Annotated in this window: 9 protein-coding genes and 1 riboswitch; of the genes, 2 read left to right on the plus strand and 7 right to left on the minus strand. The window is 65.8% G+C overall.

Annotated features, from left to right (window positions below; translation table 11 throughout):
• Positions 1-43 precede the first annotated feature (43 nt).
• The 7 genes from gstA to AC1RRP_RS05330 all read right to left on the minus strand — a co-directional run bounded on the left by gstA (position 44) and on the right by AC1RRP_RS05330 (position 12131).
• Positions 44-649: a glutathione transferase GstA gene (gstA, locus tag AC1RRP_RS05300; protein WP_493033957.1), complete on the minus strand. Its 606-nt coding sequence runs from the start codon at positions 647-649 to the stop codon at positions 44-46.
• 91 nt (positions 650-740) lie between these two features.
• Entirely contained in the window at positions 741-3332 is a 2592-nt protein-coding gene (gene mgtA, locus AC1RRP_RS05305; protein ID WP_493033958.1) for a magnesium-translocating P-type ATPase, read from the minus strand.
• Positions 3333-3379: 47 nt separating this feature from the next.
• Complete coding sequence (locus AC1RRP_RS05310) at positions 3380-3523, minus strand: hypothetical protein (RefSeq protein ID WP_493033959.1); 144 nt, start codon at positions 3521-3523, stop codon at positions 3380-3382.
• A gap of 379 nt (positions 3524-3902) precedes the next feature.
• The gene (locus AC1RRP_RS05315) at positions 3903-5327 is read right to left on the minus strand and encodes a hypothetical protein (RefSeq protein ID WP_493033960.1); all 1425 of its coding nucleotides are present in this window, start codon (positions 5325-5327) and stop codon (positions 3903-3905) included.
• Between the two features lie 53 nt (positions 5328-5380).
• Positions 5381-9697 carry an NACHT domain-containing protein gene (locus AC1RRP_RS05320; protein WP_493033961.1) on the minus strand — a complete coding sequence of 1439 codons (4317 nt, stop codon included), beginning with the start codon at positions 9695-9697 and terminating at the stop codon, positions 5381-5383.
• A 319-nt stretch (positions 9698-10016) separates the two neighbouring features.
• Positions 10017-11072 carry a ribosome small subunit-dependent GTPase A gene (gene rsgA / locus AC1RRP_RS05325; protein WP_493033962.1) on the minus strand — a complete coding sequence of 352 codons (1056 nt, stop codon included), beginning with the start codon at positions 11070-11072 and terminating at the stop codon, positions 10017-10019.
• A 57-nt stretch (positions 11073-11129) separates the two neighbouring features.
• The gene (locus AC1RRP_RS05330; RefSeq protein ID WP_493033963.1) at positions 11130-12131 is read right to left on the minus strand and encodes a hypothetical protein; all 1002 of its coding nucleotides are present in this window, start codon (positions 12129-12131) and stop codon (positions 11130-11132) included.
• 113 nt (positions 12132-12244) lie between these two features.
• A riboswitch (cyclic di-GMP riboswitch) is annotated at positions 12245-12339 on the minus strand.
• 251 nt (positions 12340-12590) lie between these two features.
• On the opposite strand from AC1RRP_RS05330, the gene AC1RRP_RS05335 reads away from it, so the two are divergent.
• Positions 12591-13664: an amidohydrolase family protein gene (locus tag AC1RRP_RS05335; protein ID WP_493033964.1), complete on the plus strand. Its 1074-nt coding sequence runs from the start codon at positions 12591-12593 to the stop codon at positions 13662-13664.
• 25 nt (positions 13665-13689) lie between these two features.
• Positions 13690-15147, plus strand: coding sequence for an LVIVD repeat-containing protein (locus AC1RRP_RS05340; protein ID WP_493033965.1), 1458 nt, complete (start codon positions 13690-13692; stop codon positions 15145-15147).
• Positions 15148-15161 lie beyond the last annotated feature (14 nt).

Raw genomic sequence — 15161 nt, forward strand, 5'->3', positions numbered from 1 at the left:
GGCCACCGGCCTCCCGTGTGTTCTGTACCGCGTGCGGCAGCGCTCAGATCAGCCCTTCAGCCTTCATCGCCGCCTGCACACCCGGGCGGGCGGCCACGCGGGCCATGTAGGCCGCGAGGTGGGGCAGGCCGCTGATGTCGATCTTCACCACGCGCGTCCAGCCCGTCACCGTGAACAGGTAGGCGTCGGCCACGCTGAAGTCCGCGCCCATCAGGTAGTCCTTGCCGGCCAGCTGCTCGTTCACGTATTTCAGGCGGCGCTCGATGTTGGCGCGGCAAACGTCCTTCCACTCCTGCGGCGCGGACGGGTTGAACAGCGGGCTGAACGTCTTGTGCAGCTCGGTGCCGATGAAGGTCAGCCAGCCCTGCAGGCGGTAGCGCTCCACCGTGCCGTTGGCCGGGGCCAGCTTCCTGGCGGGCTGGCTGTCGGCCAGGTACTGCACGATGGCCGGGCCTTCGGTCAGCACGCTGCCGTCGTCCAGCTGCAGCGCCGGCACATAACCCTTGGGGTTGATGGCCAGGTAGTCACCGCCCGAGGCCGTCTTCTTGTCCTTGAGGTCCACCACCTCGGTGTCGTACTTCAGGCCCAGCTCTTCGAGCACGATGTGGGGGGAGAGGGAACAGGCGCCGGGTTTGATGAACAGTTTCATGGTGTGATCTCGTGGTGAAGAAGGGGGAATCCGGCCGACAGTTTAGGCAATCCGGGCCGGGCGCGTGCAAGCAGGGGCATGGGCGGCCGGCTCAACGGCCGGCATCGGCCGCCCGCGCATAGAACAGGCGCTTGGCCAGCTCCACCGCCAGCACATAGGCCAGCGTCAGCCCGATCACGCCCAGCAACAGCGGCGCGGGCAGCGGCACGAAGCCGAAGATCGAGGCGTAGGGCAGGTAGGGCAGCAGCAGCGCCAGCGTCACCACCCCCAGCGTCGTCAACAGCAGCAGGGTGCCAGGCCGGCTGCGGTAACAAGGGCCGCGGGTGCGCACCACCAGTGCAATCACCAGCTCGGTCAGCAGCGATTCGACGAACCAGCCGGTGCGGAACTCCGCCGGCGCCGCCTGGAAGACCCACAGCAGCGCGGCGAAGGTCAGCAGGTCGAACACCGAGCTCAGCAGGCCGAACACCACCATGTAGTCACGGATGAACACCGTGTCCCAGCGGTGCGGCCGGGCCACCCACTCCTCGTCCACGCGGTCGCTGGCAATCGCCGTGGCCGGGATGTCGGACAGGAAGTTGTTCAGCAGGATCTGCGAGGCCAGCAGCGGCAGGAAGGGCAGGAAGACCGAGGCCACCGCCATGCTGAACATATTGCCGAAATTGGCGCTGATGGTGGTGAGGATGTACTTGAGCGTGTTGGCAAAGGTCTTGCGCCCCTCGTCGATGCCCAGGCGCAGGATGCGCAGGTCCTTGCGCAGCAGCACAAAATCCGCCGCCTCCTTGGCCACGTCCACCGCCGTGTCCACCGAGATGCCCACGTCGGCCGCGTGCAGCGCCAGCGCATCGTTGATGCCGTCGCCCATGTAGCCGACCACGTGGCCCATCTTCTGCAGCGCCAGGATGATGCGCTCCTTCTGGTTCGGGTCCACCTCGGCAAACACCACCGTACGCTGCGCCGCGTGCATCAGCGCCTCGTCGCCCATCGCACCGAGCTCGCGGCCCGTCATGAGCGTCACCTCGCTCAGGCCCACCGTCTCGGCCACATGGCGGGCCACCTTGGCGTTGTCGCCCGTGACGATCTTCAAGGCCACGCCGCGCTGCGCCAGGTCTGCCAGGGTCTGGCGCACGTCGTCCTTGGGCGGGTCCATGAAGAGCAGGAAACCGGCGAAGTTCAGGCCCGCCTCGTCATCGCGTCCATAGGGCGTGCTGCGCACATCGACCGCGCGCGCCGCCACCCCCAGCACGCGGTAGCCCTGCGCGCTCCAGCCAGCAAACAGCGCCTCGATGCGCTGGCGCAATGCCGCATCCAGCGGCGCGGCCTGGGCCCCGGCCGTGCTGCACAGGCCCAGCACCTGGTCCAGCGCGCCCTTGGTGATCAGCGTGCGCGCGCCCGCGGCATCCGCCACCACCACCGACAGGCACTTGCGCACGAAGTCGTAGGGGACCTCATCCACCCGATCCACCCCGCCCAGGTCCACGCCATCCCTGTCGGCGGCGGCCAGCACCGCCACGTCCAGCGGATTCGCCAGGCTGGACTGGAAGCGCGCATTGATGCCGGCCAGCCGCAGGACATCGGCGCTGGGCCGGCCCGCCACGTCGAAGGCGCCGTCCAGCTCCACCACGCCCCGGGTCAGGGTGCCGGTCTTGTCGGTACACAGCACATCCATGCTGCCCAGGTTCTCGATCGAGTTGAGGCGCCGCACGATCACGCCCAGCCCGGCCATGCGCTTGGCCCCGTGCGACAGCGTGATGCTCACGATGGCCGGCAGCAGCTCGGGCGTCAGCCCCACCGCCAGCGCCAGCGCGAACAGCAACGAGTCGACCGGCGGCTTGGCCATGAAGATGTTGATGGCCAGCACCGCCAGCACCATCACCGCCATGATGCGCGTGAGCAGGTAACCGAAGCGGTGGATGCCGCGCTCGAACTCCGTCATGGGCGGGCGCAGCGCCAGCTTGCCGGCGATCTGCCCGAACACCGTGTCCCGGCCCGTGCGCAGCACCAGCAGCCGCGCCGTGCCGCTGCTCACGCTGGTGCCCATGTACACGCAGTTGCTGCGCTCGGCCAGGCCGGCTTGCGCGCTGACCACCCCGGGCTTCTTCTCGACCGGGAAGGTCTCGCCCGTCAACACCGCCTGGTTCACGAACAGGTCCTTGGCCTCCAGCAGCACGCCATCGGCCGGGATCAGGCTGCCGGCGGACAGCAGCACCACGTCACCCGGCATCACGCGACTCGAAGGCAGGGTGTGCGCCTGCCCGTCGCGCAGCACGACCGAATGGATGGTGATGCGCGAGCGCAGCTTCTCGATCGCGTTGCCCGCGATGACCTCCTGCGCAAACCCCAGCAAGGTACTGCCCAGCACGATGGCCAGCACCACCACCGCATCGATCCACTCGCCCACCATCATGGAAATGACGCAGGCCACGATCAGGATGAGCACCAGCGGGTTCTTGAACTGATTGGCGAAGAGCGTCAGCGCCGTGGCCTGCCGGGTGGCCTTCAGGGCGCTGGCGCCATAGCGCTTGTGGCGCGCCGCCGCTTCACGCCGGCTCAACCCGCCGGCGCCGCTGCCCAGGTGGGTCAGGAGGGTTTCAGTCGGCAGGCTCCAGTAGCCCTCGGCCACGGCCGGCGCATCCGGCCCGGCATGCCGCTGGTTACGAAACCACCCTGGAAGACCACGCACCGGCTTGCTCCTGGAACGGGGCGCGCCCGCGCCCCAGCCGGGCCATCCTACTGCAGGCGGGTTCGGGGCGGCGCGCGGCCCAGCGCGTCCTGCAGGTCATGGAAGATGGGGCGAAGCGTCCACTGCATATCGCGCTTGCCGTCCAGCACCCGGCGAATGGCGGTCTGGGCGCAGCTGGGGGTTGTGGTCATGGTGGCCTCGCTTGGTCTGGCGACGCGCCCGGTGCGGAGCGTCAATGCGAGGCGGAGTGTCTGCCTAGATCAGGTCAGGGGCAAATTTTTTCGGGACATGCAGCGATTTAGTTTACTGATGTATGAATGCGCATGCATAGAAAAATCCGTCAGCGGCGCGTCGCTGGATGGAGTTACCGCTCTAGCCGCGCCACGCTCCTCCGCTTTGCCCCGTCGCTCGACTGCTTCGCAGCGGTTGCGGTCCTTCGCGTGTGTGCCTCCCAAGTCAGCTTGCTCGCGCATAGCTGCCAGCCGCCAGCGCAAGGTGCAATCGGTGCGTCTATGTCCACCAAGATTGCCTACGCATAATCTTGGACGGATTAGGGCAGATCTGGCCTGTTCAAATGCTGATAGGCATCGTTGCGCTGCCCGGCTCATGCCAGAGCACAGATCCTTGCCAGACCTCCTCACGCCAGTGCCCGTAGTCGGTTTCGCGCGTCAGTACTCTTGCCCTCCACACATGGCAGAGGCGCATGCTGTCGATGTCCAATAGTCGCTTGGTCACGTCGTGGTCAAGGACAAGTGCCACACCAGTTTGGCCGCCCATGTCCTTTGGATGGGTTGGCCTCCACTTCCAATTCCAATGCATTAGCTCGCCCACTTTGGTCCCAGAAAGAAGGACATCCGCGCCACCTCTTCTGGGAGTCGCAATCAGGGGGGTTGGGGAGTTGTGCGCCGGGAGGCGAGGCATGCGCCTCACAAGATCGGACTGCAGATATCCCACGCTGTTATCAACCAGCGGCAAGAGAACGGGCCGGAGGTGACCTCCCTCTTTAGCCGGAAAGGTCGCCCTTCTGTCCAGCGCATCGATCCGCAGCGTCTGATCCTCGGCCCTCGGCAATTGCATCCTGCCAGGGAGGAAGTCGTGGACACCGAAGACTTCTTGCGCATTGATAGCTTCGCCGGAAGCAAGGATGGAAACAATCTCCAGTTCGCCGTTGTACCGTGCGTCTCCGTGTAGTGGCAAGTTGAGATGCAGAAGCGACTTACCCTCGGCTTCGTGCACGTCCCTCAAGACCGAGGTTGCAAGGCCGGCAGCCTCGCCCTCCGTTCCGGGACGGGCACCGTGGAGGGGCACCACCCATCCGGGTACCCCACCTGGCAACATCGGCAGCAGACTGAGGTCAACCGGCGTCGCGACCAAAGCCGCGGCTTGGGCCTCCGCAATGGGCATGTCCCACATGTCAGCAGCTAAGGCAAGTGTCCTGAGGAAGGCAGACCTCGCGAGCTGCCCACGCCGCGCGACGAACTGGCCCACCTCGCCCCGGTCACTCTCGGGAAGGAAGAAGCTGAAGTGACCGTCCTTGCTGCTGTCGGTACGCTCGATCAGCCGCTCGAACTCGAAGACCCACTGCGCGATGAAGGGCCTGCGTGACTCCTGCTGCAGGTCCTGCAAGCAGTGCACCAGGGCCCTCGGGACGATCTGGCCGCGTGCGAGTTCCTCTCTCAGCCCTGGCCGCTGGAAGAAGCGCGGCACCTCGCCCGAGTGACCCTTCAGCCACGAGTGCACGAGCACGGGCGTGCCGAAGGCGCGCCCGATGAAGGCATCAGACAGCGCGGAGGGCGCGTTGATCGCGGCCCGCAGATCCACCGACGAGAGAACGTGTGCCCCCCGCGCGGCGACCACGATGGCGAGCGTCTCGAGTACTTCCGACTCTAGCGTGAGCGCTCGCAGCCATCGCAGCAGCGCCTGCCACGTCGCCGCGCCCGTCCTCTCGTCCTTGAGTGCTCCGGCGACCTGATGGATTACATGTAGCTTGGCCATGGGAACAGGCAGGCGGAGCCTGCACATCGCAACATCAAGCAGTTCTGCGCCCGTCATGTCTTTGCCTGTCCCAGCCAGGCCGGAGTCGTCAGCGGCTGATCGGAGAAGTCCTCGACGGTCGTGTCCACCATAGCCTCGACTATGCTTCTGGCCGCTGCAACCTCGTCCACCGCGATGAGGAAGTGAACTAGGCGATGGTGCGGGATGGACAGCGAGCCACCGGGCCCGTCCGTCCGGGTCGTATCGACGATGAACTGCCTCCACCTATCCTTGTAGTGGGCCGCGAACGTCGCGTACCGCTGGAGCGCCTGCTGCAGGCCGTAGTACTCGTCCCAGCCGTGACATTGCAATTGCGCGGCGACCAGCCATCGGTATGCCGTCTCCCTGCCCTCCAGGCTCAGGCTCGTCTGGAAGGCCTGATCCAGGATATCGGCGATCCCGCCGTCGCGCCGGTCGCGCAGCGGCTCGAGGCTGCGCAGCAGTTCAATGCCCCGGCCCATTGCCAGCCAATGCTCAAACCACCTGCGGACGATCCTGCCCTCTGCAACGTAGGCGTTGCGCGAGCGGAGCTCCGCCTGCAGTTCTTGGACGCTAGAAGCCGAATACGTGGCCACGTTGATGTCTGGCTCCTCCGGCTCGGGCGAGTTGTGGCGCTCCCGCTCGCTGCCAAACTCTTCGACCGACAAGCCGAAGCGTTCCGCGTTGGCGGTGATCAAAACCTGTGCGCGGGGATCACCTGCTGCTACACGACCGCGCAGCGCGCCCACGGCAGCGCTGTCCCACAGCGCCGCGGCGACGACAGGCATGGCCGGGTCATCGAGCGGCTGGCTCGCCAGCATTTCCGCGAAGACGTTCGTCGCCGTGTACCACTCGGAGGACATGAGGCAGTGGTTGTAGAAGGCGGAAAAGACCTCCGGCATGAGATCGATTATCAGGGCCGCAAGGTCCGAAGGGCGCGTGCCGGAGTCCTCGGTCATGTCCCCCAAGGGCAGGACGACCGGGATAAGCCGGCGCAGCATCTCCGTCGCGAACGCACGATCCTTCGGCGCGATCGCCTTCACTGCATCAAGGGAGAAAGCAATGGTGGGATCCTTGCGCCAGCCGTAACCGATCACGCAGGCCAGCGACCTGCGCAACAGGGCGTCGGCGCGCTCCCTGAGTCCGAAAGTGGTCGCGAGCTGGCAAAGCTCGACATAGTTGGCCGCTCTTTCGTTGAAGGGGGTCACGACCGCCGTGATGTCGCGCGCCCGGCCATCGATCTCGTCACCAACGAGCTCGCGATCCAGCAGGTCTAGGCCAGGACCGGCGAACTGATCGCACCAGCTTGATGACGCGAAGTGCTGCGACTTCCTGGCGTGGGCCCACTCAGTTGACGGGACCTTTACCCGACCCGAGCGAAGCGCGGTCAGCAGGAACAGATCGCCGGACACCTCGGTGAGTGCATCACGGAACGATATGTGGTCGGTCACGGCCTCGTAGCCCTCGGGCCGCTTGACTGCGTCCAGGAGCCGGAACGGCAATGCGAACGCCGGGTCCTCGCGACGGGCCAGGAGTGCCCCAACAGTATCTGCCAGCATCGCCATGTGCTTGCAGGCTTCTGTCAGCCAGGCTCGCTTGCCATAGACAGGTGCCGGCTCGACGACGGCAGCACCGCGCTGCGATAGGCATCGCGCCACCCTCGCGAAGAAGAATCGATGCAGAAAGCGCTGCGTGACCTGGCGCGACGGCGCGCTGTGCTGAGCTACATCGAGCATTGGCTCGTACTCGTTGAAGTGGCGATGCCTGTAGGTTTCCTTCTGGTAGAGCAGTCGCCAGCACGAGGACAAGGGATGCTTAGAGAACCTGGCGAAGGCCGGCCACTCGTGGACCTTCGCGCGCAGTGCGCCGGCGAGACGCAGGCATGCCAGCTCGAGTTCGACCCGCTGGACAAGCGCCATCCGTAGGCACACGAACGCCATGAGCGGCGCGAGCTCTGCCTTCTTGGTGAGTTCCCGAAGAAACAGGTCGAGCAGTTGCGCGGCGTCATCTTTCGTGCTGGCGCCACCGGTGATGGAAAGGATCCGCTCTGGTTCAAACCTGCCGGTACCCGCGGCAAGTTGCAGCCAGCCCTCGATGGCGACCTTGTACTCATTGCCGGCGTATGCCCCCACGTTCACGCGGTCGTTGATACGTCGACGCATCTGCTCGAGACACTCGGTGGCCTCGGCGCTTCGCCCCGCCAGCAGATACTGGCCGCCCAGCAGGTGGAGGCGGTCGATACTCGCGGTCTGCAGGCTGGAAGCCAGCATCTTCAGCGGGTACTCATCGTCGGTGAGCTGCAAGGCGCATGCGTGGAGCCGCTCGTAGTCGTCGACCTGGAACTGCGGTCCGTTGTAGACGCGCGTTTTGAGCCACCGGATGCGGATCGCATCCGCGAAGTCGCCGTTGCTGAACGCAATTTCCTCGGCACGCCCGAGGATAGCCTCGACCTGACCCCGGGGATACGCGGTAGCGAGGCTTTCGATCACCCAGTTCCTGTCAGGGCGAGCCAGCAGGTTGCGCGGATCACCGGCCCGCGCTTCGTACAACCACTGCCAGCCCCAGCGGTGGAACCTAGGAGCCTCATTCTGCAGCCACTCGACCACCTTGGGCAAAAGGACTTGCACCCGCCCGACATGCTCGGTGATCTCGCGGACGAATGCGTACAAGCTTCCATGGAAGGCCACCTGCCCGGCTTCCGAGTTGTGGAGCAGGTGCCCGATCGCGGGGCTCATGTCGCCCGGCTCGGTGCCCAGGCAGGTCTCCAGGCCCAGCGGGGGCCAGATGAAGCCGGTGTCCGCCAGCAGGTGCAGGGCGTCCTTCGCGTGATTCGGAAGTTGCTGCCAGAGCATGCCGTAATACTTCCGGATGTCTCCGTCCGGCGCCAGCACGTTCGAGCGGACCGTCGAAGGCTCCAGGACCCGGTGCTGCCGAAGCAGTGCCTCGAAGGAGTAGGTCAGCACCAGCGGATGGCTGCCAGTGACGTCCTGGAAGGCACGGGCGAGCCCCACCAGGCCGTCTGTAGCCGGATGCCTCGCACTCTCCAACTCGAAGCGCCCGGCGTCGAGCTGAGCTCGGAGCCAGTTCTCGATAGACACGAGTGACATGCGCGGAAGTTCCCGCCAAGCGTCGGCGTCGACGAAGCGGCTGAACTGGGAAGGCAGTTGCTCGTCAGACACCTTCTGGGTGCCGATAACCAGGGTGACGTTGGCGGGCACTGGCAACAACGCCTTGAACAGGCTGTCCAGCGGTTGTCGGTCGCGGTCGTTCTCCCGCCAGACATGGTCGAGGCCGTCGATGACCACGATGAACCGCTTGCCCTCGCTGGCGTACCCGTTCGCGCAAGCCTCGATCCAGCCGCGCAAGTGCTCCGGGCCGAGGTGCAGCCCCTGCACATGGCTGAAGTGCCGCACCTCCATCTGCGCGATGAGCGAGTTGGCCACGCTCCCCAGCGTGAATCGGTCGGAGCGGTCGCCCAGGTCGAGGAAGTAGTGGTGGCGGATGTACGGCAGGTCGCGTTGATCCAGTTCACTGCAGACGTAGCTCAGAAACGTGCTCTTGCCCTGACCAGGGGAACCCCAGAGGACCACTGCCGCGTCTCTCTCAAGGTCGAGAAGGAACCGGGCGGCGAACTCCGCATCGGGCGGCTGGTAACCATCCGGCACACGAAACGCCTGCTCAAGGGGTCTCGGACGGCGGACGTCGACGGTTCCGCGCAGGAAATCTAGGGTGACCCTCCCATGCGGGGGCGGTGAATTCGTATGTACGGCCCAATCGATCGCCTCTCGGAACAAGGCTAGCCACCCGGAGCGATCACCGTGTCGCGGGATGAAGCGATCAACAACTTTTCTTTCGAGCGCTTCCGCGCCTTGGTAGCTGTGCCGGAACTCGAAGCGGTCGAAAAAGGCCCTAGTCCTACCTTCACCCCCAAGTTGCTCAAGGACTTCGGTGCGTACAGCCGCGTCGACACGATCCAGCGTCACCCTGAGGGAGGGCGCGTCGATGGTGGCCTCGAACTCGCGGCTCGGGACTCGGTTCGTGATTAACGCGGCTGTGTGGACGCGTTCTGCCGCGATCTCGAACAAGCCGTCGCACCACTTCTGTAGCAACGACCGGCCCCTTGGCCTGCGGGTTAGCAGCCAATCCCAAGTCAACGCATTCCCGGCGTCCTGCGCGTTGACAGTGAACTTGACCTGCAGCAGGACGAGCATGCCATCCCGTCGTTGCGCGACGATATCGTCGAGGCCCTGAGGAATCTCGTCGTGATCGGCCTCGAACTGGACCCAGTCGTAGAGTCCCGGATCGTCAAGCCAGTCGCAGAGAAGACCGAGACCGACGAGGTTCTGGTACACGTACCCGCTAAGCGGGATGGCGGTTCGCTTTATTGCGGGTGACAGTGCTGACATCGTGTGCAGTCGGGCGTGCATCGGCAGATGAGTGGCTGCATATTGACATAGTACTGCGTTAGGCTCAGTGACCGGTTACCGATCCAACTGTCGTTGGGTAGATGAGACTCGAACGTCCGCCTCCAGCCTGGACCGGCCATCGGACATTCGACCTAAGACGTACAAACGTCAACGAATCAGATCTTGCGACGCTCAAGCGCCCTCGTCCTCCTGTCAGTACACGCCCGTGGAACGGCCGAGGCGATGGGCCCGGGATAGCTGAGGCTCAGTCCCTCTGCTTCTTGTAGGCGTGCACAAACCGTCCAAACGCCCGGTCCTTCTTGCGCCGCTCCTGCAGCGACGAGTCGTGAAACTCGGATTCCTTGCGCAGCTTCAGGTAGCTGCGCAGGTGCGCCTCGCTGAGTTCGCCCCGTTCGACAGCGGCACCCACCGCGCAACCCGGCTCGCCGCCATGGGTGCAGTCCGGGTAGCGGCACTGGGCGGCCAGGGCGTGGATGTCGGCAAAGGTGTCGGTGATCCCTTCGCCGGCACCCAGCAGGCCCAGCTCGCGCATGCCCGGCATGTCGATGAGCATGCCACCTTGCGGCAGCACGATGAGCTGGCGGCGGGTGGTGGTGTGGCGGCCCTCGCCCGTGTGGCTGACCTCCCCCGTGGCCAAGGCGTCGCCACCGAGCAGGCGGTTGATGAGCGTGGTCTTGCCCACGCCGGAGGAGCCGAGCAGGCAACAGGTCTGGCCGGGGGCCAGGTGCTGGCGCACTTCGTCCACGCCGGCCCCGGTGACGTTGCTGAGGCCGACGATGGGCGCCTGCACGCCGATGCCCTGGATGCGCTCGATCAGGGCCTGCAGTTCCTCCGCGCTGACGAGATCGGTCTTGGTGAGCAGCACCACGGGGGCGATGCCGCCGTCGCGCACCATCACCAGGTAACGCTCCAGCCGCGGCAGGTTGAAGTCGAAGTGGCAGGACTGCACGATGAAGGCGACGTCGATGTTGGCCGCGATCATCTGGAACTCCACGTCGCGGCCCGCGGCCTTGCGGCGCAGGAAGGTGCGGCGCGGCAGCACGTGGTGGATGCTGGCCTGCGTGCCGCCGTCGCGATAACGCACACAGACCCAGTCGCCCACGCAGGGCAGCTCGGCGGAGGTTTCGGCGAGGTGCAGGAACTTGCCGGTCAGCTCGGCGGGGATTTCTCCGCCTACGCCGCGCACCAGGTAGCGCTTGCGGTCCACGGCGGTGACACGGGCCAGGGCCAGGTCTGGCGCACAGAGTTCGGCGGCCTGCGCCGCCCACCCGCTGTCCAGGCCCAGTTCTTCCAGTGTCATGGCGCCAGTTTGGCACAAGCCCGCGGCGTCGCTCGCTCCTGGCACATCACCCGCGGTCTACAGGGGCAGGGCCTTGTTTGCGTCGTCCGTCAGCGACACTGCCTTGAGCCGGATCTGATACCGCCCCGAGTTCACCAGCGCGAGGGCCTGGTCTGAAGACCACTTGGAGGTGGCGCTGAAGTTGAGGCGCACCTCGGCGTTCTGGCCGCGCTTGATGTCCTGGCGCAGGAAGGCGTGCCAGGGCGTGGCGTCGCTGGACGATGCCAGGATGACGGGCAGCGGCTTGCTGCCTGTGGTGTCGAAGAGCCAGGCGTCGAAGGTGATGCGCTTGAGGCTGGGGTAGCCCATGTTCTGCACGTCGACGATGACGGCGATCTCGTCGCGGCCCGAGGCGCCCTGCACGACTTCGGCGCGCTTGAGTGTCACGATCACTTCGGGCGGTGTTTCGATGTGGACCTTGACGCCGGCCGGGCCGGGTGCGGGCTCTGCCACAGCGGCAGACGCCGGGGCGGCTGGCGCAGAGGCTGCAGGCAAGCGGGCCGAGGCCACGGTCGCCGGGGCCGGCGCTGACGCAGCCGTTGCGGGTGCCGGCGCGGGCTTGGGCCGGGGCACAGGCTTGGGGGCCGGTTTGGGCACGGGCCTGGGCGCGGCCACCGGCACGGGGGCGGGCTCGGGCTGGTAGAGGAAGAACAGCAAGGCCAGCACAGCGACAAGCGCGACGACCGCCGTGCCCACGATGACGCGATGCTGGAGCAGCAGCTCGCGCAGCCAGGGCAGCAGGCGGCGCCTGGCCGTGTTGCGCGCGAGGGCAAGCTCCTTGATGACCTGCTCGCCCTTGGCCTGGAAGTCTTCGGAGGACGTGAGCTTGAAGTGCCGATTGCCATAGGCCTTTTTCTGCAAGCCATGGAGGTAACGGATGCGCTTGCGCAAGTCCGCCGGCACGACGTACTGGGCCGTGCTGAGCTTGTTGCGCAGCCCCGCGCCGGTACCGCCCCAGTCGCGCTGGAGCACGCGCTCGATGCGCCTGCAGATGTCGAGAACCTTCTCGTGGTCTTTCACTTCTTGTTCTTCCGTCTGTCACCGAACGCCGCGGGGCAGCAGATGCCTCGCCCCAAGAAAAATGCCCTCTCCCAGCACGGCTGGACGAGGGCCTACCTATACGAACTCTTGTTCCGTGCAACCCCGCTGTCGTAGCTGGCGCCTTGGCGCACACCTTAGACCGGTGGCTTTGCGTACGCACCTTTCGATGCGCTTGCCCTGGTGGCGCCCAGTCTAGCGTGACTGTGTAAAGCGCGCCTCGGGCGCCGGCCCATCACCCCGCAAGGGCGGCGGGCATGGCACGGTCGCGCTGCGCTGCAGCATGAATTCACCTCCCGCGGCCTGCTGGGGTTGCCACCCTCCGTTAGAGGGGAAACCCGTACGGCAAAACAGTTTTGCGGCCATACGCACACACATCATCTATTGCAGAATTCCCCCAGCCTCTCTACGGACAACATCTAAAACCAAGAGGAGACTGTCATGACTGAGCCCGTCCTGCGCATGGCGCCCGCCTGCGCCTGCCTGCCCGAGCGTCGGGGTTTTCTGAGCGGTTTGCTGGCCATGGGTGCCGGCGCCGTGCTGCCCGGTTGCGCCGTCTCCAGCGACGCCGCGGCCCAGGCGATGCGGAACCGCATCGACATCCACCACCACCTGTTCTCGCCGGCCTATGTGGCCGAGCTGGCCAAGGCCAACCAGGCGCCGCCCATCGTGCGCAACTGGTCGCTGGCCAGGACGCTGGACGACATGAACAAGGCCGGCGTGGCCACGGCCATCCTGTCGGTCACTACACCGCAGGTCGGTTTCACCGATGGCGAGAACGCCCGGCGCATCGCCCGCGAGAGCAATGAGTGGGCGGCCCGCCTGGGCCAGGAGCACCCGGAGCGCTTCGGCAGTTTTGCCATGCTGCCCATGCACGACATGGACAGCGCGCTGCGTGAGATGGAATACGCACTGGACACGCTCAAGGCCGACGGCATCGGCCTGCTCACGAGTTATGGCGACAAGTGGCTGGGCCACGCCTCGTTTGCGCCGCTGATGGACGAGCTCAACCGCCGCAAGGCCATCCTCTACACACACCCGACGGCCGCCAACTGCTGCCGCAACATCTTGACACCCGAGGTGCCGCCCACGGTGATCGAGTTCGGCACCGACACCACGCGCACCATCACCGACATCGTCTTCTCCGGCACGGCCGCGCGCTGCCCGGATCTGCGCTTCATCTTCTCGCACGCCGGCGGCACCCTGCCCTTCCTGACCGAGCGCCTGCTCAAGATGCCGGTGCTGGACCCGAAGCTGCAGCCGCGTGTGCCCAAGGGCGTGCTGCACGAGCTGCGGCGCTTCTATTACGACACCGCCTGGTCGGCGCACCCGATGGCGCTGGCTTCGCTCACGCGGCTGGTGGATGTGAGCCAGATCCTGCTGGGCTCCGACTACCCCTACCGCACCGGCGAAGACAACGTGAAGGGCCTGATCGACTACGGCTTCTCCGCAGCCGATCTGCAGGCCATCGGCCGCGGCAACGCGCTGCGCCTGCTGCCCCGCCTCGCGAGCTGAATTTCAACCCCAACTGGAGACAGCGATGAACCGCTTGAACGCGACGAAGTGGTCGATGCTGGTGACCGGCCTGCTGGCCTCGTCCCTGGTGTTGGCACAGACGACCACCAAGGACGAAGCCCACAACATGAAGCTGGTGGGCTACAGCGACCTGCAGGCCCGCACGGCCTACCAGCCCACGATCCAGAAGCAGGGCGAGCGCTGGATCGCCTATGTCGGCCACCACGGCGACTACAAGCTCAACCCGCTGACGGGTGTGCAGGAGCACAACGGCACGTCCATCATCGACGTGACCGACCCGAGCAAGCCGAAATACCTCAAGCACATCCCCGGCGAAGAAGGCAAGGCCGAACAGGGCGGCGCGCAGATGGTGCGCATCTGCGCCGGCGCCGACCTGCCCAAGGGCGACAAGAGCAAGTACTACATGCTGCGGGTGTTCGGCAACCAGGCCCATGAGATCTGGGACGTGACCGACCCGGCCAACCCCTCGCTGCTGACCACCATCGTCAAGGGCCTCAAGGGCACGCACAAGAACTTCTGGGAGTGCGACACCGGCATTGCCTACCTGGTCTCGGGCCACCCGCAGTGGCGCACCAACCGCATGACCCAGGTGTACGACCTGTCGGACCCGGTCAAGCCCGTGTTCATTCGTGACTTCGGCCTGGTGGGCCAGCAGCCGGGCGCCAGCGGCAATGTGCCGATCGCCGTGCACGGCCCCATCTCCGGCGGCCCCAAGGGCAATCGCGTGTACTTCGGCTACGGCACCAACACCGAAGGCGTGCTGCAGATCGTGGACCGCGACAAGCTGCTCAACGGCCCCAAGGAACCCACCCCCGAAAACCTGCTGGCCCCGCAGGTGGCCCGTATGGACCTGCCGCCCATGCACGGCGCGCACACGGCCTTCCCGCTGTTCGGCATGAAGATCCCCGAGTTCGAGAAGAACCTGCTGGGCCATACGCGCGACTTCATCGTGATCACCGACGAGGCGATCCAGAAGGAATGCCTGGAAGGCCGCCAGATGGTCTGGTTCGTGGACGTGACCACCGAGTCCAAGCCCATGGGCGTGGCCAGCTGGACCGTGCCCGAGAAGAGCGGCAACTTCTGCAAACGCGGCGGCCGCTTCGGCGCCCACTCGTCCAACGAGCATGTGTCCCCGGTGTTCGACAAGAAGGTGATGTTCTTCTCCTTCTTCAACGCCGGTGTGCGCGCGCTGGACGTGCGCAACCCCTTCAGCCCGAAAGAGATCGCCTATTTCATCCCCGGCATGAACAAGAACACCGTGGTGCTGGAGACCCCGGCCAACCAGGCGACCAAGCTGCCCTACACCGAGGCCGCGACCAAACGCGCCATCCAGACCAACAATGTGGACGTGGATGACCGCGGCTACATCTACATCGTGGACCGCGCCAACAGCGGCATGCACATCCTGAAGCTGACGGGCTCGGCCGCGAAGGTGGCGGACATGCAGGCGGCCCTCAAATAAAAGCCTGGCCCGAC

Source organism: Hylemonella sp. GW821-FHT12C09, from assembly GCF_058807395.1.

What these genes read in the sequence shown, in the direction of transcription:
- gstA (WP_493033957.1), bottom strand. Translation starts at nt 649, where the DNA reads ATGAAACTGTTCATCAAACCCGGCGCCTGTTCCCTCTCCCCCCACATC.
- AC1RRP_RS05310 (WP_493033959.1), bottom strand. Translation starts at nt 3,523, where the DNA reads ATGACCACAACCCCCAGCTGCGCCCAGACCGCCATTCGCCGGGTGCTG.
- AC1RRP_RS05315 (WP_493033960.1), bottom strand. Translation starts at nt 5,327, where the DNA reads ATGGCCAAGCTACATGTAATCCATCAGGTCGCCGGAGCACTCAAGGAC.
- rsgA (WP_493033962.1), bottom strand. Translation starts at nt 11,072, where the DNA reads ATGACACTGGAAGAACTGGGCCTGGACAGCGGGTGGGCGGCGCAGGCC.
- AC1RRP_RS05335 (WP_493033964.1), top strand. Translation starts at nt 12,591, where the DNA reads ATGACTGAGCCCGTCCTGCGCATGGCGCCCGCCTGCGCCTGCCTGCCC.
- AC1RRP_RS05340 (WP_493033965.1), top strand. Translation starts at nt 13,690, where the DNA reads ATGAACCGCTTGAACGCGACGAAGTGGTCGATGCTGGTGACCGGCCTG.